Genomic DNA, 19300 nt, shown 5'->3' on the forward strand with positions numbered 1-19300 from the left:
GCGGTCCCGCCCCCCCACTTTTTCTCGGGGGACCGTTTGGGCGCCCCCCCCACCCCGAGCTCGTGCCAGGCCCAGGCCGGCGCCCATGACGGGGCCCCCGACCGCAACACCCGCAGGAGCGCCGGTTTCACGGACAACCGGGGCATCCTCCCCGTGGAGGAGTTGCGCCGGGGCCTCGCGGGCGCCCCGGTGCTGGTGTGGGACACCGGGACGCCTTCCGCGGACTGGGCGGACGAGCGGCACGCGCTGCTGACCCGTTCGGTACGGAACATGACCGAACCGGCATCGCCGCACGAGGGCCTCGCCGGACTGAGCACCCTGCCCGACGTCCTGGCCGGACTCGAGGACCACCCGAGCCGGTCGTCGATCCTGCGCATGCGCGTGTCGGGGCCGTTGCAGCGGCAGGTCTCCGGCGACCGTCAGCTGCTCGCGGCGGTCCTCGACGGGGACACCACCGCGGGTTCCCGGGAGGCGGCGGAGCTGCTGAGAGCGTCCTCCGACGGCTTCGTGGAACTGGCCCGGCTGGTCTTCCTGCTCGGCCGCTCCTGGTCGGCCGAGACGCTCGGCCTGTGCTCGGAGCGGGCGGAGCGCCTCCACGACCTGGACTCCCGGGCCGTGGAGCGGCTCGCCGCCCTTCTGTGAGCGGGGACGTTCAGGCCAGGGCGGCGGCGTTCGAGAAGCCGCCCATGTAGTAGTCGACGGTGGGTCGTCCGCTGCACACCGTGGTGACGCCGTGGCGCAGCAGCTCCTGGCAGAGGGCCATGTCCTCAGTGGTCTCCAGGATGCGTTGCCACACCGTGTACGTGGTGGGGAAGGGGATCCGCGCATGGGTCTCACGGCGCACCAGCAGCTCGTTGGTGTCGACCCGGCTCAGGAGCTTTCCGTCGATCACGCGCATCGCGTCGCGGACGACGGAGGAGCCGGGGACGAAGACGCCCTGGTCGACCAGCGAGCGGTAGGACGCGGCCCGCTGACGGGGGACCGGGTGCCACGGGTCCTCGCCGTCCGGCACGAAGTCGGCGCCGGCGTGGGTGAGCAGGCGGCGCCAGCTGTGGGCGACCTCGGCGCCGGGGGTGCGCTCGAGGAGCTCCAGCAGGGAGCTCAGATGGTCGGGGGCGTAGGCGTTGTCGTCGTCGAGGTGGGCGACGTACGGGGTGCCGGCGAGGGAGACGCCGAGATTGCGCAGGTAGGCGAGCCGGGCCGGCAGGTAGTCGCGGGGCATCAGCGGGTGGTCGCCGGGCGTGACGTTGACGAACCGGGCGTGCGGGAACTCCACCTCCAGGGTCCGGCGGATGACCTCGTCCCCGAGGAACGGGCAGTCGTCGCCGACCACGACATGGGCGGCGGTCACACCCTCTTGGGCGGTGACCGAGCGCAGGGCCCGCTCCAGCAGGGCGGGCCGTCCCCTGGTCGGAGTGACGACGGTGACGGTCATGGGTTCTCTCCTCGTGGGTGCGCGGTTCAGCGGTGGGCGGCGGACAGCACCAGCGAGGCGTTGTTCCCGCTGAAGCCGAAGCTGTTGACCAGGACGTGTTCGGCCGTGGGTGCCCGGCGCGGCTCGGCGACAGCCGTGACTCCGTCGGGCAGGGGCGCCCGGTGGCGCAGTCCGGGGGTGCCGGGGATCCACGCCTCGCGGAGGAAGCCGACCGCCGCCGCCAGGCCGGGGAAGGCCGAGGCGTGCAGCAGGTGCCCGATCGCGCCCTTGTGGGAGCTCATCGGCAGGGGTGCGGCGGCGCCGAGGGCGTGGGCGAGTTCGGCGACGGCCTCGGCCTCGGCGGCGTCGCCCTGCGCGGTGCCGGTGGCATGCGCGTGGACGTAGTCGACGCGGCGGACGCCGGCGTCGTCGAGCGCGGCACGCATGCAGTCCCGGATGGCGTCGGGCGCGGAGGCGACCGCCTGAGAGGTGTCGACCAGGCAGGCGGCTCCGGTGAGCCAGGCTTCGGGCCGGTGGCCCCGGGCGCGGGCGGCCGAGGCGGTCTCCAGGACGAAAGCGCCGCCACCCTCGCCGACGGTGATGCCGTCCCGTTCGGCGTCGAAGGGCCGGGCGCCGTGCGGGCTGAGCGTCTTGACGACGTCCATGCTGGCGTACTCGTACCGGTTGAGGGCGCTCGCCCCGACGACGAGCGCGGTCGTGCTGAGGCCGGACAGCAGCCAGTCGCGGGCGAAGGAGGCGGCGAACGCGGCGGAGGCGCAGGCGTGCGAGAGGTGGACGACGGTCGTGCGGCGGGCGTCGGCGCGGCAGGTGGCGAGCAGCGCCGCCGGGCGCGGACCGGCGAAGTCGCCGTTCCGCTCGGCCTCCGGGGCGGTCAGCACGGGTGTCTGCGAGACGACGACGAGCAGGGAGCCCTGGGGAAGGCCGGGCAGACCTGCCGCGTCGAGCGCCTGGCGGGCGGCGGTCGCCGCGAGGGCCTCCTTGCGGCGACCGGCCGGGGCGGGACAGTCGCCGAACGGCACGGCGGCCACCACACGGCTGCGGAACTCGCCTTCGATGCCCTGGAGTTCGCCGAAGGCACGCCGCCCGTCCAGGAGGCCCCGCCAGAACGCGGCCGGTGTGGGGCCGAGCGGGCTGATCAGACCGGTGCCGGCCAGGGCGACGGCGGTCATGCCGCGGCCGCCGTCTCGTCCGAGGCCCAGGCGCGCAGCCGGACCCGGTCGTACTTGCCGCTGCCGGTGCGAGGCAGCGCGGGCACCACCCGGACCGTGCGGGGGCGGGCGTGCGGGGGCAGTCGGCGCCTGCAGGCCTCGGCCACCCGGCCGGCCAGTGCCGTCCTGTCGGCGTCCAGGCTCTCCACGAACGCCCACACGGTGTCGCCGCGGTCGCCGCGGCGGACGCCGACGACGGCGACGTCCGTGACGCCGTCCGCGGCCCGCACCGCGTCCTCGACGACGGTGGGGGCGACGGTCTCGCCGTGGACGACGAGGACCTCCTTGATGCGGCCGCCGACGGTGAGCCACCCGTCGGCCGTGACGGCGCCGGTGTCCCCGGTGCGGAGCCAGCCGTCGGCGGTGAACGCCCCGCGGTCGAGGGAGCCGGTGGCCGGGTCGAGGTAGCCGAGCATCAGGCTCGGGCTCGCGATCTGGATCTCGTGCTCGGGGCCGGCGAGCCGGGCCCCGACCCCGTCGAGGAGTTTCCCGACCGTACCCGGACGTACGTCACCCGGGGCGTTCAGCGCGACGTTCGGCCCGGCCTCGCTCAGGCCGTAGCCGTCGTGCAGGGGTACGCCGGTGGCCCTGAGGAAGTCGTCGTACAGGGCGGGGGTGAGCACGTCACCACCGCAGCCTCGGATGCGCAGGGCCGCGAGTGCCCGGGCCGCCTCGGGGTCCCGGGCGGCCTCGGCGGTGAGCATCCGGTACATGGTGGGCACGCCGTCCAGGGAGGTGATTCCCTCGGTGACGAGCCGGGCCATCGTGCCACGCAGGTGGAATCCCGATTCGACGTACAGGTGGGCGCCCGTGGTGCGCCACACGCTCAGAACGCTGTACCCGTAGGCGTGCCGCAAGGGCAGCGGGAGCAGCAGCCGGTCATCGGCGGTCACCCGCATGCGGGCGGCGGTGGCACGGCCCTGGTGGGCGAGGGCCGCGGCGGAGACGGCGACCGCCTTCGGATCGCCGGAGCTGCCGGAGGTCCAGAAGACGGCGGCGGTCGCCTCGGGGACGTCGAGCGGGCGCCCGGCCCGGGTGACGACGGGCTCCCCGGTGGTGGTGGCGTGGACGACGGCAGCCGGGGGGACGCTGCGGGCGGGAGCGGCGCCGTCCAGCAGCAGCGGCGCGCCGACGGCCTCGGCGGCGAGCGTGGCGACGACGGCGGTCAGCGGGTGGTCGCACGCGAGTGCGGCGGCCCGTCCGGGTCCGGCTCCGGCCGCGTCGAGTTCCCGCGCGGTACGGGCCGCCAGCCGGGCCAGACGACCAGGCGGGACGTGCTCTCCGTCGACGGTCAGGCGCGGCCCGGCGGCCCCGGGCGGGGGGATCACGCCTCGGCCCCGGTGGTCGGGACGGTGTCGAAGACGCGGCGTACGCCCACGGGGACGTCGTCGTCGTGGACCGGCACCGTGATGACGGTGGTACGGCCCTCGGCGTGGGCCCTGGCCGCGGCGTCGAGGGCGGTGGCGAGTTCGGCGGCCGTGGTGCAGCGCGCCGTGTCGCCGCCGAGCGCGCGGACGACGGCGTCGGTGTGCGAGGGAGCGGTGAAGCGGGTGAGGTCGTCCGGCGCCTCTTCCCCGGCGCGGACGAACCGGGGCCAGCCGTAGCCGCGGTTGTCCAGGACCAGGACGGTCAGCCCCAGGTTCAGCTCGGCGGCGGTGGGCAGGGCGGCGAGCCCCATCTCGAACGCACCGTCACCGCAGACGAGGACGGTCCTCCGGGAGCGGTCGGCCAGCGCCGCGCCGACGGCCGCCGGGAGGCCGAAACCGACCATGGTCTGTTCGCCGGGGGTGATGACCCGGGCCCGGTCGCCGACGGACACCACCGGGTGGTGGTATCCCCACATGTCGTGGAGCCCGTTCTCCTGGACAAGGGTGGCGTCGCGTGTCACCGACCGCTGGAGCAGCCGCAGCGCCTCGGAGACGGTCAGCTCCGGTCCGTCCGTCGTGACAGGGGTGTGGCGGGCGCGCATCTCCTCGCGTACGGCGGCGATCCCGGCGCGGCGGGCGGCACCGGCCTCGGTCGCGGCCGGCGGGTCGGCCTCAAGCGCGTCGGCGAGCTGGCCGGCCACGAGAGCGGCGTCACCGAGCAGGGCGACCTCCGGCTCCAGGGCGGTGAGGAACACGGCCGGATCGACGTCGACGTGCACGAGCCGTTTCTCGTCGAGGCCGTCCCAGCCCATGCGAGCGGTCTCCTCCAGGCGGGAGCCGATCGCGAGGACCACGTCGGCGTCGCCGAGCAGGCGGTCCGCCGGGGGCGTGGTGTAGAGGCCCACCAGGCCGCAGGCCAGCGGGTGCTCCTCGTCGAGGACACCCCGTCCGGCGGCCGTCGTGAAGACCGGCGCGCCCAGGAGCTCTGCCAGGCGCCGCACGGCGCTGCCGGCTCCCGCGGGCTTGCAGCCGCCGCCGGCGACGACGACCGGCAGCCGCGCCGCCGCCAGCAGGGCCGCGGCGCGGCGCACCTCCTCCACGTCGGCGGCGAAGCGCAGGCGGCGCACCGGCGGGGCGGGCCGCCGCTCGGGTGCCGGGGCCCGCAGGACCTCGTCGGCGATCTCCACCAGGACCACGCCCGGGGCGCCGTTGACCGCGAGGTGGACGGCCCGGCGCAGCGCCCAGGTCAGCTGTCGTGGATCCTCTACGAGGAAGCTCCACTTGGTGAGGGGCCCGGCCATGGCCGCCTGGTCGGTGTGCTGGAAGCCGCCGCGTCCGATGCCGAGGGCCGGTACCCGGGTGCTGACGACGACGACGGGGGCGCCCAGCGAGGAGGCTTCCAGAAGGCCGGTGAGGGCGTTGGCGAAGCTCGGGCCGGAGTTGACGGCGAGGACGGCGGGCCGCCCGGAGACGGCCGCGTGCCCGATGGCCGCACAGGCTCCCGCCCGCTGGTCCCGGACCCCGAGCACCCGCAGCCCCGGTACCGCGCGTGCGGCGTCCATCAGGCCGGGCTCGTCGGAGGGCAGTCCGACGACGACGTCGCATCCGGCGTCCGCGAGGGTCACGGCCGCGACGTGCCAGGGGTGGGTCTCGGTGGTCGCGCTCACGGCAGCTGCTCCTCGGCGGGATCGGGGGACGACGAACGGACGGACGCGCGCAGGACGGCACTGCGGCGGCTGGTGACGGGGTCGAGCCCGAGGGCGGTGCCGTCGGCCGGGGCCGGGGGGTGGCCCCCGGCCTCGGTGGACCGGCGGCCGGGGCGGACCGCCGTCTCCTGGTGGACGCGGGTCGCGACGGCCCAGAAGGCTCCCGTGTCGGCGCGCCGGAGGACTTCGCACAGGTAGACGGACGGGGCCCGGCCCGACTCGACGAGTGCGCGGGCGAAACGGAGGGCCGCGTCGCCGTCGCCGTCGGGCTCGGCGATCGCGTAGCCGGGGCCCTGCCAGCCGGTCAGGGCGGTGAACCGCTGGAGGAGACCGGAGGCTTCGAGGGCCACGGAGTCCGAGGGGCGCAGTCGGCGCGCCGGATCGTCACAGCGGGCGGCGAACGCGTCGGCGGCACGCACGCAGTAGTCGGTGGCGGCGAGGATCACCGGCACGGTGCGGGGTGACCCGTCGGTACCGTGCAGCGCGGCGAGGGCCTCGCCGACCGCGTCCACGGCCTCCGGTTCGGCGAGGAGGCGGCGGGCGCCGGTGACGGGCAGGGGCGGCGGATCGTCGGCGGAACGCCCCCGGACGACGGGAGCGTCCAGGACGGCCTTCACGATCCGGCCCGGATACCGGCCTCGGCGGACAGGAGCAGGGGTCGGCCGGTGGCCGTGCCGCGACGGCGGACGTTGCCGGCCCGGAGGCCGTAGCCGCCGAACGGCCGGTTGCCGTCCTCGGCGTCGAAGGTGATGCGCTCGTGGCAGACGACACTGGTCGCGATGCGCGCGGCTCCGGCGAGAGCCGGTTCCCCGAAGACCGAGACGTACATGCCGCGGGCGGTCTCCTCGGGGGAGTGCAGCCAGCGGGTGATCTGCCCGGGGGCGTCGTACTCCATGACGCACACGACGGGGGAGAAGAACTCCGGCGGGTGGAACGCGTCCTGCCAGGGCAGGTGAAGCAGTGTCGGTTCGACGACATGCCGCGCCCCGTCGACCCCGCCTCCCTGGACCGTGAACTCGCGGTGCCCCGCGAGGAATCCGGCCGCGTCCTCCACGGCGTCCGGGTAGACCAGCGGTGCGACCCGGGTGCCGGGATCGCGGCGGTCGCCGACGCGGACCCCGGCGAGCGCGTCGGCGAGCCGGGGCACGACCTCGCGCACGAGCGAACGATGGACCAGGACGATGTCGGTGCAGAGGCAGTCCTGCCCCGAGTTGTAGAGCCGCGCGTCGAGCACGGTACGGCAGACGGCTTCGGGGTCGGCCTCGGGTCCGACGACCAGCGGGTTGGGGCCGGAGCCGAAGGTGAGCAGCAGCGAGTCGGCGGGGAGGTGGGCGGCGACCTTCTCCCCGTTGTCCGGCTGCCCGGTGAAGACGACGGCGTCGGAGCGGGCGCAGTCGGCGAGGAACTCCCGTTGCGAGGAGGGCGCCATGATGATCCGTCCGCCGCCCAGGCCGCGCAGCTGCGGCCCGAGGATCTCGTGCACGGCCATGGCCGCGGGCGCGACCCGTGCCGAGGGCCGGATGCGGACCTCGTCGGTGTAGAGCGAGGGGATCACGCCGAAGAGGACGTAGGAGTAGAGCAGGTTGTTCGACGGCAGGAAGGTCGCGAGGCGGCCGAGTCGGGCGGGAGAATTACGCAGCAGTTCCCACGGGGCGCCGGAGAGGGCGCGCAGCGAACGGAACAGTTCGTCCGTGGCGGCCTCCGCGGTGGCGACGCGGGTGAGAACGGAGTGCAATGCGTCCCGGTTCCGCAGAAGCGCGTCGACAACACCCGGAACGATCGTTTCCGTGGTGGCGGGCAGTTGTCTCGACGGGTGCGCCCGCCGGTCCGTCGAACCGTCCGGAAATGCCGTTCCCGGCCCTGCGTCGATGACGCCGCTGTGCATGCGCGTACCCCCTTGCACCTGCCCGTGACCTTCGGGCTCGATCAGGAAGCGTCTCCCGCGCGGGTGCTCTCGCGCATCTCGGTTCGTGCTCTCTTCGGACAGGTCCGAGTCCACTCCGCATTCTCGGAGAACGCGGGTGCCGGGACGGCCAGTAGCATCCGGAATACGTCGGCACGTCCCCCCGCGTCGACGCCGGAATCCAGCCGCTCGCGGAGAAGGGAGAATTGCTGTGAATATCCGTACATTCCGTTTCAGCGCCTTCCTTTCCACGGTCGTTCTGGATTCCGGAATTCTTCTTTCCCACGGGCCGCACCAGCAGCGGATCGTCCTGGACGCGCCCTGGGAGCACCTCGTGCGCACGCTGGCCGACGCGCCGTTCGACCGGGCCGCGTTCACCGCGCTGGCACCGGACGCGGCCGCCGCCCCGGCCGTCTTCCGGGCGCTCACGGAGCGGCAGCTGATCGTGCCGGACGGGACCGACGAGGCGGCGGCGTTGCGCGCCTCGTTCGCGGACCGTCCCGAGAGCTCCGGTCAGGACCCGGCAGGCGCGTCCGCCGGCTCCTGGCCGGTCACCCGCTACGGCCTGCCTCAGCGTCTGACGTCGGCGGCCGCTGCCGCCCGGGGCCCCGGGGAGCGGGTGCGCGTGCTCCTGATCGGCGGCTGTGTCACCCAGTTCGCCGAGGAGCCCCTGCACGCCCTCGGGCAGGACCTCGGTCTCGACGTGCGGACCGAGCACATGTGGCCCGGCCCGTCCGCCGATCTGGCACGTGCGGTCGCCCGCTCCCGCCCCGACGTGACGGTCTACCAGCCGGGTGTCCAGCCCTTCCTCACGGGCCTGTTCGACGGCGCGCACACCCTCGGCGACGAGGAGCGGGCACGCACGCTGGCCCTGATGAAGAACGCGTTGACGGTCGCCGTCCGTGCCCTCGCCGAAGCGCTCGAAGGTTCCCTGGGCCTCGTCCACAACTTCGGGCCGCCGGCCGTGTCCCCGTTCGGCCGCTTCGACTTCGCCGAGGAGTTCGGGCTGCGCCGCGTCGTCGCCGAGCTCAACGCGCACGTCGACCGGTGCGTGCGGCGGTACGCCAATCTGATGGTCGTCGACGAGGAACGGCTGGTCGCCCGGCACGGCGCGCCCGCGCTCTTCGACGACCTCGTCTTCCCCTTCGGCCACCACGGCGGCTCCGTCGACCCGTTCGACGAACGGCCCCACCAGCTTCCGGCGCTCGGCCGCGTCCTGGCCGGCGAGTACCTGGCCTGCCTGCGCGCCCACCGTGCCACCGGGCGGATCAAGCTGGTCGTGACCGACCTCGACGGCACGTTGTGGCCGGGCATCGCCGCCGACGACGGCTTCGGCTGGCTCGACTCGGACGCCACCAGCCGCTGGATGCACGTCGGGCTGCATCAGGCCCTGTCCGTCCTCAAGAGCCGCGGTGTGCTCCTCGCCACCTCCAGCAAGGGCGACCCGCACGCGACGCTCGGAGTGTGGGAGAAGGCGGGCAGTCGACTGCTGCTCTCCCCGGACGACTTCGTTCTCCACCGCATCACCTGGGAGGCGAAGTCCGCCGCCGTCGCCGACATCTGCGCACGGCTCGGCTTCGCGCCCGAGCAGGTCCTCTTCCTGGACGACAACCCGGTCGAACGGGCCGAGGTCGGCGCCGCGCTCCCCGGTCTGCACATCGCCGAGGGACCGGTGCACGGCTTCCGTGAACTGCTGCTGTCCCATCCCGCTCTGGAGGGCGGCCGGCGTACGCACGAGGCCGCGCGGCGGACCGAGACCACCCGGGCGATGCTGCGCCGCGAGGAACTGGCCGCCGAGGTCGACCGGGACGCGTTCCTGCGCTCGCTCGACGTGGAGGTCCGCGTGGCACGGGCCGGCGAGGAACACCTGGACCGGGTGGCCGAGCTGTTCAACCGGACCAATCAGTTCACGACGACGGCCTGGCGCACCACGCCGGAGGAGCTCCGGCGCGTTCTGGCCGAACCGGACGCGCGCCTGCACGTGGCGCACGTCTCCGACCGGTTCGCCGACTACGGCATGACCGGTGCCTGTCTGGTGCGCGGCGGGGAGGTGGCGGCCTTCGCGCTGAGCTGCCGGGTCATCGGTCTCGACGTCGCGGTGCCGTTCCTGGTCGCCGCGGTGCGGGACGGCTCCGACGGCGAGCCCGCCCGTCTGGCGGGACTCGGCGGCCGGATCGCGGTCACGGACCGGAACACACCCGCGCGCGAGCTGTTCCTGAACGCCGGATTCGCCGCGGACGACGGCGAGGGCCGGCACGTGCTGACCGATCCGGAGAGGCTGCCGGACCTGTCCGCGCTGCCCGTGACGGTCGTCTCCGGGACGGCCGTCGGCGCGGGAGGGCATTAGACCGACGACGCGGGGCAGCGGACCGAGATACTCATCAGAAGGGAAAGACCGTGCGAGCAGTAGTCACCGGAGGCGGCGGATTCGTCGGGTCGCACCTGTGCGAACGGCTTCTGGCGCGGGGGAACGAGGTCGTCTGCGTGGACGACCTGTCCACCGGCCGGGCCGAGAACATCGCCCACCTGCTCGACCACGCGCGCTTCCGTTTCGTGCACCAGGACGTCACCGAGGGCTTGGAGATACCCGGCCGGGTGGACGCGGTCTACCATCTGGCGTCGCCGGCCTCCCCGCTCGACTACCTGCGGCTGCCGGTCGAGACCCTGCTCGTCGGCTCGTACGGCACGCGCAACGCGCTGGAGCTGGCCCGCCGTGACGACGCCGCGTTCCTGCTGACCTCCACCTCGGAGGTGTACGGCGATCCGCAGGTCCACCCGCAGCCCGAGAGCTACTGGGGCAACGTCAACCCGATCGGGCCGCGCTCGGTGTACGACGAGGCCAAGCGCTTCGGCGAGGCCCTCACCGCGGCCTACCGGCGCACCCACGGGGTGCGGACCACCATCGTGCGGATCTTCAACACGTACGGCCCGCGGATGCGCGCCGACGACGGGCGCGCCGTCCCCGCCTTCTTCACGCAGGCGCTGGCCGGGCTGCCTCTGACCGTCCACGGCGACGGCAGTCAGACCCGCTCGCTGTGCTACGTCGACGATCTGGTCGAAGGGCTCGTCTCGGCGCTGGAGGCGGGCGTTCCCGGCCCCGTCAACCTCGGCAACCCCGAGGAGGTGACCGTCCGCGAACTCGCCCTGGCCGTACGCGAGGTGTGCGCGTCGACGAGTGTCCTGACGTTCGTCCCCCGCCCCGAGGACGACCCGAGCCTGCGCCGTCCCGACATCTCGGCCGCCCACAGGGAGCTGGGCTGGGCACCGAGGACCCCGCTGGCGGAGGGCCTCGCCCGTACCGTCACCTGGTTCCGGGACGCCTCTCCCCTCACTGAGGAGGCCCTGCCCGCGCTCGCCTGATCCCGGCCGAACCCGGCGCCGCCGACCCGGCGCCGGCCCTCGACACTCCGGCCCGACCGCCGGACCCTATTCCCCCAGGAAGGGGGGCACGACCCATGGCCCCACACCGACAGCTCGCCGTCAGGCGAACGGCCGACGTCCCGCTCGACAGCCTGGTCCGCCTGGTGCGGTCCTACGAGGAGAACATCACGGGGGTGGCCACCTGCACACGGGAGGACATCCTCCTGGAGACCGGCCATCCCGGGTACGAGGAGAACAGCTGGTGCCTGACCGGTCCCGGTGACGAGGTGCTCGCCTGGGCGGCCCTGACGCCGCGCGGCAGCACGGTCGACGCCGCGCTGACGGCGCTGCCCGGCCCGCACGGCCCGAGCGCGGCCCGCACACTGCTGTGCCTCGTCCTCGACCGGGTCGACGAGCTGGAGGCGGAGCACGGCAGGCCGTACGCCGTCACCGTCGGAGGCGTCCTGCGCGGCGATCCGGTGGTCCCGTCCGTCCTCGGGGAGGCGGGGTTCGTCCCTGGCGCGACCTCGGGCCAGTACGACATCGATCTGAGGGCTCCCGCACTCCCGCCCCTGCTCCCCGACGACGGGACCATCCGGCGGGCCGGGCCGCAGGACGACGAGGCGCTGCACACGCTGCATCTGCGCAGTCTGTCCAGGGGACCCAAGACGCAGGACGCGGCGGCCTTCCGCGCGAGCCGGAACCGGCTGCGCGACAGCGGCGAGGTGACGCTGCTGCTCGAGATGGCGGGCCGCCCGGTCGGCTACGTCCTGGCCCAGGCCTCCGGCACGGAGGGCCGTGTCCTGGATCTGTGCGTGGCCCCCGCCTTCCGCGGCCTCGGCATCGGTCTGGCCCTGCTCACCGCCGTCCTCGCCGACCTGCGCGAGATCGGCGTCGAGCGTGCCCTGGTCACCCTGGACACCGGCGATCCGAACGAGCACGAGGCGCTCGGCCGCGTGCTCGCCGTTCAGGGCGCCCGCGTCCTCATGCGCTTCGACCGAACCGACGGCTGACCCGTCACCCCACGAAAGACGCGGCCGGCACCGCCCCCCGGCGGACACCGGCCGGCCCCACACCGGACAGCGGACAGCACTCCCGACCGAGCTCTGTCCGACTTCTGACGCAACGATACCGACTCTCCCCCTCCCGAAGAACGATCGGCGGGCCCTCGGCGCTTCTTCGGGAAGTCGCCGGCATCGGGCCGCCCTCCCGGGCCTCCGCGCCCGGCGGAACCGGACCAAGTCCCACGAGAACGGAGCCCCTCGACATGAACCCCACCGGCGCACCCAGGCGGCTGCTGATGGTGATGCCCTACAGCCAGTTCGTCCGCAAGGCCGCCGAGGCGGGCTTCGAGGTCTGGGCGATCTGGGACCCGGCCCTGCGCGAGCAGGAGTACCTCGACGAGGTCGCCGAGCATGCCCGGGAACTGCTGCTGACCGACTTCTCCGACGAGGCCGGCCTGCGTGCGCTCATCGCCGGGACGGTGCGCGCCCACGACATCGGCACGGTCCTCCATCTGGGTGCCGAGGACTCGATGCCCCCGGCCGTCGCCGAGGCCGAGGCGCTCGGCGTCTCCCCGAACCCGGCCTCCGCCGTCACCGTCCTCAACGACAAGGCCGCGATGCGCGCGCTCCTCGCCGAGCACGGGCTCTCCGTCGTCCGCGCGGAGCCCGCCGGGACCATCGAGGAGGTCGCGGCCGCCACGGAACGGCTGCCGCTGCCCGTCGTCGTCAAGCCCGCCCGGGCCTCCGGCAGCCGCGGCGTCGCCCTGATCCACGACGCGGACGACCTCGAGGAATGGACGGACCGCGTCACGGAGGCCGGTCTCCCGGGCCCGTACCTGGTCGAGGAGTACCTCCGGGGCCCCGAGTTCAGTGTGGAGACCCTCTCCGCCGACGGGGTGCACCACGTCATCGGCATCACGGCCAAGCACACCACGGGCGCCCCCTTCTTCGTCGAGACCTCGCACGTCCACCCGGCCCCGCTCGGGCCGGACGAGCGGACCGCCATCCACGCGGTCGTGATCGGGCTGCTGGACCTGGCCGGCTACCGCTTCGGCCCCGCGCACACCGAGGTCATCCTCACGGCGCGCGGCCCGCGCATCGTCGAGTCCCAGACCCGGCTCGGCGGTGACCGGATCCCGCTGCTCATCGAGACCGCCTCCGACTACGACATCGAGGCGGCGATCTTCCGCACCCTCGCCGGGGAACCGGTCGAGCCGCCCACCCCGCGGCACACCGCGTCCGTCGGCTTCCTCTCCTTTCCCGCCGGCCGGCTGGAGTCCCTCGAGGGCCTCGACGCCGTCCGCGCGCTGCCCTACGTCCAGGCGGTGCACTTCCCCTTCTCCCCCGGGGACGAACTGCCGCCCACCACCAGCTCGTTCACCCGCCACGGCTATGCCGTCGTCGACGCCGAGTCCCCCGCCGAGGCCGCAGACCGCGTCGCCCGCGTCCGTGGGCTGCTGCGCGCGAACGTCCGCGACGCCGTGCTCGCCGCCCCGAAGGGATCCCTCTCATGAGCAACGCCAAGACCGTCCTGCTGATCGGCGGTGTCGACGCCCATGTCGAGCGCTTCACCGCGCTCGGTGTCAAGATCGTCCTGATCCAGCACCCCGACAAGGTCACCGAGTACCAGACCCGCGCCGCCGACGTGCTGCTCGTCGTCGACTACACCGACTGGGACGTCGTGCGGCCGTTCGCCGAGGCGGCCCACGCGGTCTACGGCGTGGACGCCGTGGTCTCGCTCACCGAGCCCGGTCTGAACCCGGCGAGCCGGCTGGGCGACCTGTTCGGGCTGACCGACGGCCGCCGCTACGAGGTGAGCCGCCGCATGCGCGACAAGTGGCTGATGCGCCGCCACCTCGCCGAGCACGGCCTTCCGGTGCCCCACGCCGCCCTGGTGGAGGACCGGGCCTCGCTCGACGCCTTCGGCGAGCGGGCCGGCTTCCCGTTCATCCTCAAGCCGGTCTCCACGACCGCCGGCTTCGGTCTGCTGCGCGCCGAGGGCCCGGAGGACCTGGACCGGGTGTGGGCGCGCGTCCGGGAGCTGGACGGCGGCCGGACCGACCGCGGCTCGACCATGTTCACCGTCGACGGCTTCCTGATGGAGTCCTACATCGACGGACCGGAGTTCAGCGTCGAGGCCCTGAGCTTCGCCGGCCGCCACGTCGTCGTCGCCGTCACCGAGAAGCTGACCGCGGAGGAGCACTTCGTCGAACTCGGTCACGCCGTTCCCGCCCGTCTGTCCGACCCCGACCGGGAGCGGCTGACCGGCGCCGTCGAGGAGTTCCTGACCGCCATGGGCGTCACGGACGGTCCCAGCCACACCGAGATCCGGCTCTCCTCGCGCGGCCCGGTCGTCATCGAGTCCCACAACCGGCTGGGCGGGGACAACATCGTCGAGCTCGTCGAGGCCGCGTACGGCGTCGACATGATCGCCTACGGAGCCGCCTGGCCGCTCGGGCTCACCGAACCGCTCGCCGCGGCACCGGCGCCGAAGGCAGCGGCCGTCATGCGCGCCGTGCTGCGCGAGCCGGGCACCGTCACCGCGGTGTCGGGAGTGGAGACGGTCCGTGCCCGGCCGGACGTCCTGGCCGCCCAGGTCTCCGTCCGCGTGGGGGACACCGTGCGACCGCTGAACGACAACTGGGACCGCCTCGGGAGTGTCGTCGCCGTGGCCGCCGACACCGACAGCGCGGTGGAGCTGTGCGAGCGCCTGGTGCACGAGGAGATCCGTATCGATGTCGAGCCGGCGGCCGTGGACGCGCCGGTCCTGGCCGCCTGACCGATGGCCTCGCCGAAAGGAGTCGACAGCATGCCCGAACAGCCAGGTCTACTGCGGACCCTGACCGAGGACCTGGACGTCGTCGTCGCCCGTGACCCGTCCCTCGGCGGCCGCTGGGAGGCCTTCGGCCACACCGGTCTCTCCGCCGTGTGGGCGCACCGCGTGGCACACCGGCTGTACCGCCGGCGGCTGCGCGCGGCCGCGCGGACCGTCGCCCGCGTCGCCCGCCGCCGTACCGGCGTCGAGATCCACCCCGGCGCGGTGCTGGGCCGCCGCGTCTTCATCGACCACGGCGCGTCCGTGGTGATCGGCCAGACCGCCGTCGTCGGCGACGACGTGACGATCTACCAGCAGGTGACGCTCGGGGCGGTGGGCTGGTGGGCCGACAACCACCGTCCGCCCGGTGCCCGGCGGCATCCGGTCGTCGGCGACGGCGTGATCCTCGGTGCGAACGCGACCGTCCTCGGACCGGTCACCATCGGCGACCGTGCCCTGATCGGCGCCATGGCCACCGTCACCGAGGACCTGCCTCCCGGGGCCCGGGTGTACGCGGCGCGTTCCGTCGTCCGGTCCACGCCCGCGCTGCGGGCGGTCCCCGACGCCGCGCCCGGTGCCGAACCGGCCGTCGGCCCGGTGCCCGTCTCCCCGCCCGTTCCCGACGCCGTGCGGGTGCTCGCCTCGGCGGGTTCCTGGTGACCCGTTCCGCCTCCTCCCCCGACCTCTTCACACCCCCTGGAGTCCTCTGGTGACCACCGACCTCCTCGCCGCACCCGCCCGGCGGCGCATCGCCGCCGGCCTCGAAGAACTCATCGGCAACACCCCCCTGGTCCGCCTCGCCCTTCCGGACGGCGCGCCCGGAGCCGAGGTCCTCGCCAAGATCGAGGCCGCCAATCCCTTCGCCAGCAGCAAGGACCGGGCCGCCCTGGTCATGCTCCGCGGCGCCGAACAGCGGGGTGAACTCGTCCCCGGCGGCACCGTGGTGGAATCCACCTCCGGCAACACCGGCATCGCCCTCGCCGCTCTGTGCGCCTTGCGCGGCTACCGCTGCGTGGTCGTCCTGCCCGACAGCGCGACACCCGAACGGATCGGGCTGCTGACCGCGCTCGGCGCGGAGATCGTGCAGACGCCCAGCGCCGACCGGTTCGCCGGTGCCATCGCGAAGGCCGAGGAGATCCAGGCCGCCACACCCGGTTCGTGGTACGTGCGCCAGCACGAGAACCCCGACAACGTGCGGGCCCACTACGAGACCACGGGACCCGAGATCTGGGCGGACACGGGCGGCCGGGTCGACGTCCTCGTCGCCGGGGTCGGCACCGGGGGCACCCTGACCGGCGCCGGCCGCTTCCTCCGGGAGCGCAACCCGGAGCTGGAGATCGTGGCGGTCGAGCCGGAGGGCTCGCCGGTCCTCTCCCGCGGCTATGGCGGGTCCCACCGCATTCCCGGGCTGAACGGCGGTTTCGTCTCCCCCACCACGGATGTCGCGCTCATCGACCGGGTGCTCACCTGCTCCGACGAGGCGGCTCTGGAGACGGCCCGCGCCCTCACCCGGGAGCAGGCCCTCTTCGCGGGGCTGTCCTCGGGTGCCGCGGTGTACGGCGCCACTCTGCTCGCCCGGGATCCCGCCTACGCGGGCAGGACGATCGTGACGATCCTGCCGGACACCGGCGAACGCTACGTCAGCATCTGGAACGAAGGGAGCTCCGCATGACCACGCTCGTCCTGCACCGCGGCTCGCTGCGCGCCAACCCCTACGAGCGGTGGCTGGCCGACCACGGCGAGAAGATCGTCCTGCTGGGTTCGGCCGAACAACTCGCCCTGTTCGGCGAGGAGCTGCCCACCGGGGCGCCCTACGTGCACGCCGAGGTGCTGTCGGACTACGACACCGGCCCGCACGTGGCCGAGCGGGCCGCCGCCCTCGTCGAGGAGTTCGGTGTCACCGATGTCGTCGCCTGCCAGGAGTTCGACATCGAGCGGGCGGCCGCGCTGCGCGAGCGCTACGACCTGCCGGGGCAGCGGCCCGGGTCCGCTCGGGTGTACCGCGACAAGTGGGAGATGAAGCAGGTCGCGAAGGCCGCCGGGATCCCCGTCGCCGACCATGTGCTGCTGCGTGCGCGCGAGGACCTCGACCGCTTCGCCGAGCGCCACGGGCTGCCGGTCGTCGTCAAGCCCCGCAAGGGGCTGCTCTCCGTCGGCGTCTCCGTCCTGCGCACGCGCGAGGAGCTCGTCGCGTGGGCGGAGGACGCGGAGCTCCTCGCCCCGGACGGAGAACCGGAGTGGCTGGCGGAGGCGTTCGTCGTGGGCTCGATGTGTCACATCGACGGCAACGTCCTGGACGGCCGGATCGCGACCCTGTGGCCCTCGCAGTACCAGTACGCGCTGGCCGACTTCCGGGACCGCAAGGGCCGGGTCGACATCGCGCTCGACACCGCCGATCCGCTGGCGCGGCGGCTCGTCGACTTCGGCGAGCGGTTGCTGGAGGCGTTCGGGGGGCCTGAGCACTTCGCTTTCCACATCGAGGTGTTCCACACCGCCGACGGCGAGCTCGTCCTGTGCGAGGCCGCCTCCCGGGCCGGCGGGGCGGGGGTACGGGACGTGCAGCGGGTGCTGTTCGGTTTCGACCCGATGGAGTACCCGGTCCGCCGGCAGCTGGGGCTGCCCGCCGACGCCGGGGAGCGAAGGGATCCCGATCGGCTCGCCGGTCAGCTGCTCTTCACCAAGCGTCCCGGCGTGCTGCGGTCCCTGCCGGACCCGGCGACGCTGCCGCCCGGGGTCGTGAAGTACACGACGTACGCGGAGGTCGGCCAGACCGTCCAGGACGCCTCGCACTCCGGGGACTTCCTCGCGGCGTTCGTGATCGAGGGGGCGGACCGGGCGGAGACGGAGGAGCGCATCCGGGTCGCCGAGGCGTGGTTCCGGGAGGGGCTCGACATCGGCTGAGGCCCCGCCCGGTCGCCGGGCACCCCGGCTACGGCGTCACGCCGCGCCGCGCGACGGCGGCCAGGCGGGCGGAGAGAAGGACGGCGAGAGCCGCGACGGCGACCTCGGTGATCATCGCGGGCGTGTAGCGCAGCCCCGACGCCGGCTCGGACGGGTAGAGGACGATGCCGACGACGGCGATGCCCAGGGCCGCCGCGAGCTGCTGAGTGGTGGCGAGCACTCCGGCCCCGGCTCCCGCGTCCTGCGGCGGTACCCGGCTCATCACGGTGCCCGTCAGCAGAGGGACGATCATTCCGTTGCCCGCCCCGTAGACGGCCATGCCGACCAGCAGCAGCGCGAGCGACGCGCCGTCGCTCTCCAGCGCGGCGGCGGCCGGTGCCGCGGCGAGGCCGAGTGCGATCAGGGCCGCCGAGGCGACGAGCACGCTCCCGCCGAAGCGTGCCCGCAGCGGTACGGCGATCCTCGAGCCGACGGCGATGGCGACGGCGGCGGGAGTGAACGCCAGCCCCGCCGCGGCGGAGCTCAGCCCCGCCTCGTCCTGGAGGTACAGGGCGAGGACGACGGCGAAGGGCACGCTGGCCATGTAGAGCAGGAAATTGAGCAGGACGCCGTGGACGAAGACAGGGACGGCGAACAGGTCCACGGGGAGCATCACCGACCGGCCCCGGCGGGCCCGGGTCCGCTGGTTCCGGACGAACACGGCGGCGAGCAGGCATCCGGCGAGGCACACCGCCAGGCCGGTCGGGAGGAACGACCACTCACTGACCGCGGCGAGCGGCAGCAGCACGCAGGCCATCGACACGGCACTGAGCACAGCACCGGTGACGTCGATCCCCCGGCCCGCGAGGGCGGGCCGGTCGGCCTCCAGCGTGACGGGCAGGAGCAGGAGGACCGCCAGGCACAACGGCACGGCGACGAGGAAGACCGGGCGCCAGCCGAGGCCGAACAGGTCCCAGGCCGGCAGGGCCCCGCCGAGAATCTGGCCGAGGACCATGCCCAGGCTCATCGACACGGCGAACCAGGACAGGGCCTTCTGCTGCTCGGCGGGCGGGAACTGCGTCCGGATCAGCGCAAGGACCTGCGGCTGGAGGACGGCCGCGGCCGCTCCCTGGGCCAGCCGGGCCGCGATGAGCGAGCCCGGGGACCAGGCGAGGGCGCACGCCAGCGAGGTCACCGCGAAGACGGCGATGCCGGCCCGGTACATGCGCCGGCGCCCGAACAGGTCGCCGAGCCGCCCGCCGGTGATGAGGCCCAGGCCGTAGACCAGACCGTATCCGCCGACCACCGCCTGGAACTCGAACGGGGTGAGGCGGAACGACTGGTTGATCGACGGGGCGGCGAGATTGACACAGAACTGGTCGAACAGCGAGAGGAACGGGCCGACCAGGAGCAGGGCCAGTGCCTGTCGGCGCCGAGGGTTCGGCGGGGGCGGAGCCGGGTCCGTCCCGGCACCCGCGCGCCGCTGCCCGAGCCGCGGGACAGGCTTCTCGCCGACGAGTTCATCCGCCATGTATCGCAATCCCCTCACACGTGTCCTGCCGCCATCCCAGGAGTGGCCGGAGCGCGGGGCAAGCGGACTTGGCTGAGTCTTCGCGGGTCGG

The 19300-nt window shown here is 73.9% G+C and carries 16 protein-coding genes; 9 read left to right on the forward strand and 7 right to left on the reverse strand.

What is annotated here, in order from left to right:
- Nucleotides 1–36 precede the first annotated feature (36 nt).
- Nucleotides 37–642, forward strand: coding sequence for a hypothetical protein (locus ACFWV2_RS25775; RefSeq protein WP_384408168.1), 606 nt, complete (start codon nucleotides 37–39; stop codon nucleotides 640–642).
- A gap of 10 nt (nucleotides 643–652) precedes the next feature.
- Here the strand turns inward: ACFWV2_RS25775 and ACFWV2_RS25780 are convergent, their stop codons facing one another.
- From ACFWV2_RS25780 to ACFWV2_RS25805, 6 genes are read right to left on the reverse strand one after another with little or no spacing between them, the layout of a single operon-like run.
- On the reverse strand, nucleotides 653–1435 hold the full coding sequence (locus ACFWV2_RS25780; RefSeq protein ID WP_384408170.1) for a glycosyltransferase family 2 protein: 783 nt from the start codon (nucleotides 1433–1435) through the stop codon (nucleotides 653–655).
- A 26-nt stretch (nucleotides 1436–1461) separates the two neighbouring features.
- Entirely contained in the window at nucleotides 1462–2604 is a 1143-nt protein-coding gene (locus ACFWV2_RS25785; RefSeq protein WP_384408172.1) for a beta-ketoacyl synthase N-terminal-like domain-containing protein, read from the reverse strand.
- Nucleotides 2601–3971 (reverse strand): class I adenylate-forming enzyme family protein, encoded by a 1371-nt coding sequence (locus ACFWV2_RS25790; RefSeq protein WP_384408174.1) that lies wholly within the window; start codon nucleotides 3969–3971, stop codon nucleotides 2601–2603. The genes ACFWV2_RS25785 and ACFWV2_RS25790 overlap by 4 nt, the downstream gene beginning before the upstream one ends.
- Entirely contained in the window at nucleotides 3968–5677 is a 1710-nt protein-coding gene (locus tag ACFWV2_RS25795) for a thiamine pyrophosphate-binding protein (protein WP_384408176.1), read from the reverse strand. Before ACFWV2_RS25795 ends, ACFWV2_RS25790 begins: the two co-directional genes overlap by 4 nt.
- A complete protein-coding gene (locus ACFWV2_RS25800; RefSeq protein ID WP_384408178.1) occupies nucleotides 5674–6333 on the reverse strand; it encodes a hypothetical protein in 660 nt (219 codons plus the stop codon). Before ACFWV2_RS25800 ends, ACFWV2_RS25795 begins: the two co-directional genes overlap by 4 nt.
- Nucleotides 6330–7451, reverse strand: a complete 1122-nt coding sequence (locus tag ACFWV2_RS25805; RefSeq protein ID WP_384408180.1) for an aldehyde dehydrogenase family protein — start codon at nucleotides 7449–7451, stop codon at nucleotides 6330–6332. The genes ACFWV2_RS25800 and ACFWV2_RS25805 overlap by 4 nt, the downstream gene beginning before the upstream one ends.
- A gap of 379 nt (nucleotides 7452–7830) precedes the next feature.
- Between ACFWV2_RS25805 and ACFWV2_RS25810 the strand changes: the two genes are divergently transcribed.
- The 8 genes from ACFWV2_RS25810 to ACFWV2_RS25845 all read left to right on the forward strand — a co-directional run bounded on the left by ACFWV2_RS25810 (nucleotide 7831) and on the right by ACFWV2_RS25845 (nucleotide 17699).
- The gene (locus ACFWV2_RS25810) at nucleotides 7831–9966 is read left to right on the forward strand and encodes an HAD-IIIC family phosphatase (protein ID WP_384408182.1); all 2136 of its coding nucleotides are present in this window, start codon (nucleotides 7831–7833) and stop codon (nucleotides 9964–9966) included.
- A 50-nt stretch (nucleotides 9967–10016) separates the two neighbouring features.
- Nucleotides 10017–10979 carry a UDP-glucuronic acid decarboxylase family protein gene (locus ACFWV2_RS25815; protein ID WP_384408184.1) on the forward strand — a complete coding sequence of 321 codons (963 nt, stop codon included), beginning with the start codon at nucleotides 10017–10019 and terminating at the stop codon, nucleotides 10977–10979.
- Between the two features lie 95 nt (nucleotides 10980–11074).
- The gene (locus ACFWV2_RS25820; RefSeq protein ID WP_384408186.1) at nucleotides 11075–11992 is read left to right on the forward strand and encodes a GNAT family N-acetyltransferase; all 918 of its coding nucleotides are present in this window, start codon (nucleotides 11075–11077) and stop codon (nucleotides 11990–11992) included.
- A gap of 254 nt (nucleotides 11993–12246) precedes the next feature.
- The gene (locus ACFWV2_RS25825; protein WP_384408188.1) at nucleotides 12247–13497 is read left to right on the forward strand and encodes an ATP-grasp domain-containing protein; all 1251 of its coding nucleotides are present in this window, start codon (nucleotides 12247–12249) and stop codon (nucleotides 13495–13497) included.
- Nucleotides 13494–14762: an ATP-grasp domain-containing protein gene (locus tag ACFWV2_RS25830; RefSeq protein ID WP_384408190.1), complete on the forward strand. Its 1269-nt coding sequence runs from the start codon at nucleotides 13494–13496 to the stop codon at nucleotides 14760–14762. The genes ACFWV2_RS25825 and ACFWV2_RS25830 overlap by 4 nt, the downstream gene beginning before the upstream one ends.
- 30 nt (nucleotides 14763–14792) lie before the next feature.
- Nucleotides 14793–15458, forward strand: a complete 666-nt coding sequence (gene epsC / locus ACFWV2_RS25835) for a serine O-acetyltransferase EpsC (RefSeq protein ID WP_384408192.1) — start codon at nucleotides 14793–14795, stop codon at nucleotides 15456–15458.
- A gap of 49 nt (nucleotides 15459–15507) precedes the next feature.
- Nucleotides 15508–16470 carry a PLP-dependent cysteine synthase family protein gene (locus ACFWV2_RS25840; RefSeq protein ID WP_384408194.1) on the forward strand — a complete coding sequence of 321 codons (963 nt, stop codon included), beginning with the start codon at nucleotides 15508–15510 and terminating at the stop codon, nucleotides 16468–16470.
- Nucleotides 16467–17699, forward strand: coding sequence for a NikS protein (locus ACFWV2_RS25845; RefSeq protein WP_384408196.1), 1233 nt, complete (start codon nucleotides 16467–16469; stop codon nucleotides 17697–17699). The genes ACFWV2_RS25840 and ACFWV2_RS25845 overlap by 4 nt, the downstream gene beginning before the upstream one ends.
- A 28-nt stretch (nucleotides 17700–17727) precedes the next feature.
- Here the strand turns inward: ACFWV2_RS25845 and ACFWV2_RS25850 are convergent, their stop codons facing one another.
- Nucleotides 17728–19209 (reverse strand): MFS transporter, encoded by a 1482-nt coding sequence (locus ACFWV2_RS25850; RefSeq protein ID WP_384408198.1) that lies wholly within the window; start codon nucleotides 19207–19209, stop codon nucleotides 17728–17730.
- Between the last annotated feature and the right edge of the window lie 91 nt (nucleotides 19210–19300).

It is taken from the genome of Streptomyces sp. NPDC058671, from assembly GCF_042716475.1.
Classification (GTDB): domain Bacteria; phylum Actinomycetota; class Actinomycetes; order Streptomycetales; family Streptomycetaceae; genus Streptomyces.

Excerpts from the sequence above, each read along its gene's own strand:
- epsC (WP_384408192.1), top strand. The coding sequence starts at position 14,793 with ATGCCCGAACAGCCAGGTCTACTGCGGACCCTGACCGAGGACCTGGAC.
- ACFWV2_RS25820 (WP_384408186.1), top strand. The coding sequence starts at position 11,075 with ATGGCCCCACACCGACAGCTCGCCGTCAGGCGAACGGCCGACGTCCCG.
- ACFWV2_RS25830 (WP_384408190.1), top strand. The coding sequence starts at position 13,494 with ATGAGCAACGCCAAGACCGTCCTGCTGATCGGCGGTGTCGACGCCCAT.
- ACFWV2_RS25850 (WP_384408198.1), bottom strand. The coding sequence starts at position 19,209 with ATGGCGGATGAACTCGTCGGCGAGAAGCCTGTCCCGCGGCTCGGGCAG.
- ACFWV2_RS25785 (WP_384408172.1), bottom strand. The coding sequence starts at position 2,604 with ATGACCGCCGTCGCCCTGGCCGGCACCGGTCTGATCAGCCCGCTCGGC.
- ACFWV2_RS25825 (WP_384408188.1), top strand. The coding sequence starts at position 12,247 with ATGAACCCCACCGGCGCACCCAGGCGGCTGCTGATGGTGATGCCCTAC.
- ACFWV2_RS25845 (WP_384408196.1), top strand. The coding sequence starts at position 16,467 with ATGACCACGCTCGTCCTGCACCGCGGCTCGCTGCGCGCCAACCCCTAC.
- ACFWV2_RS25780 (WP_384408170.1), bottom strand. The coding sequence starts at position 1,435 with ATGACCGTCACCGTCGTCACTCCGACCAGGGGACGGCCCGCCCTGCTG.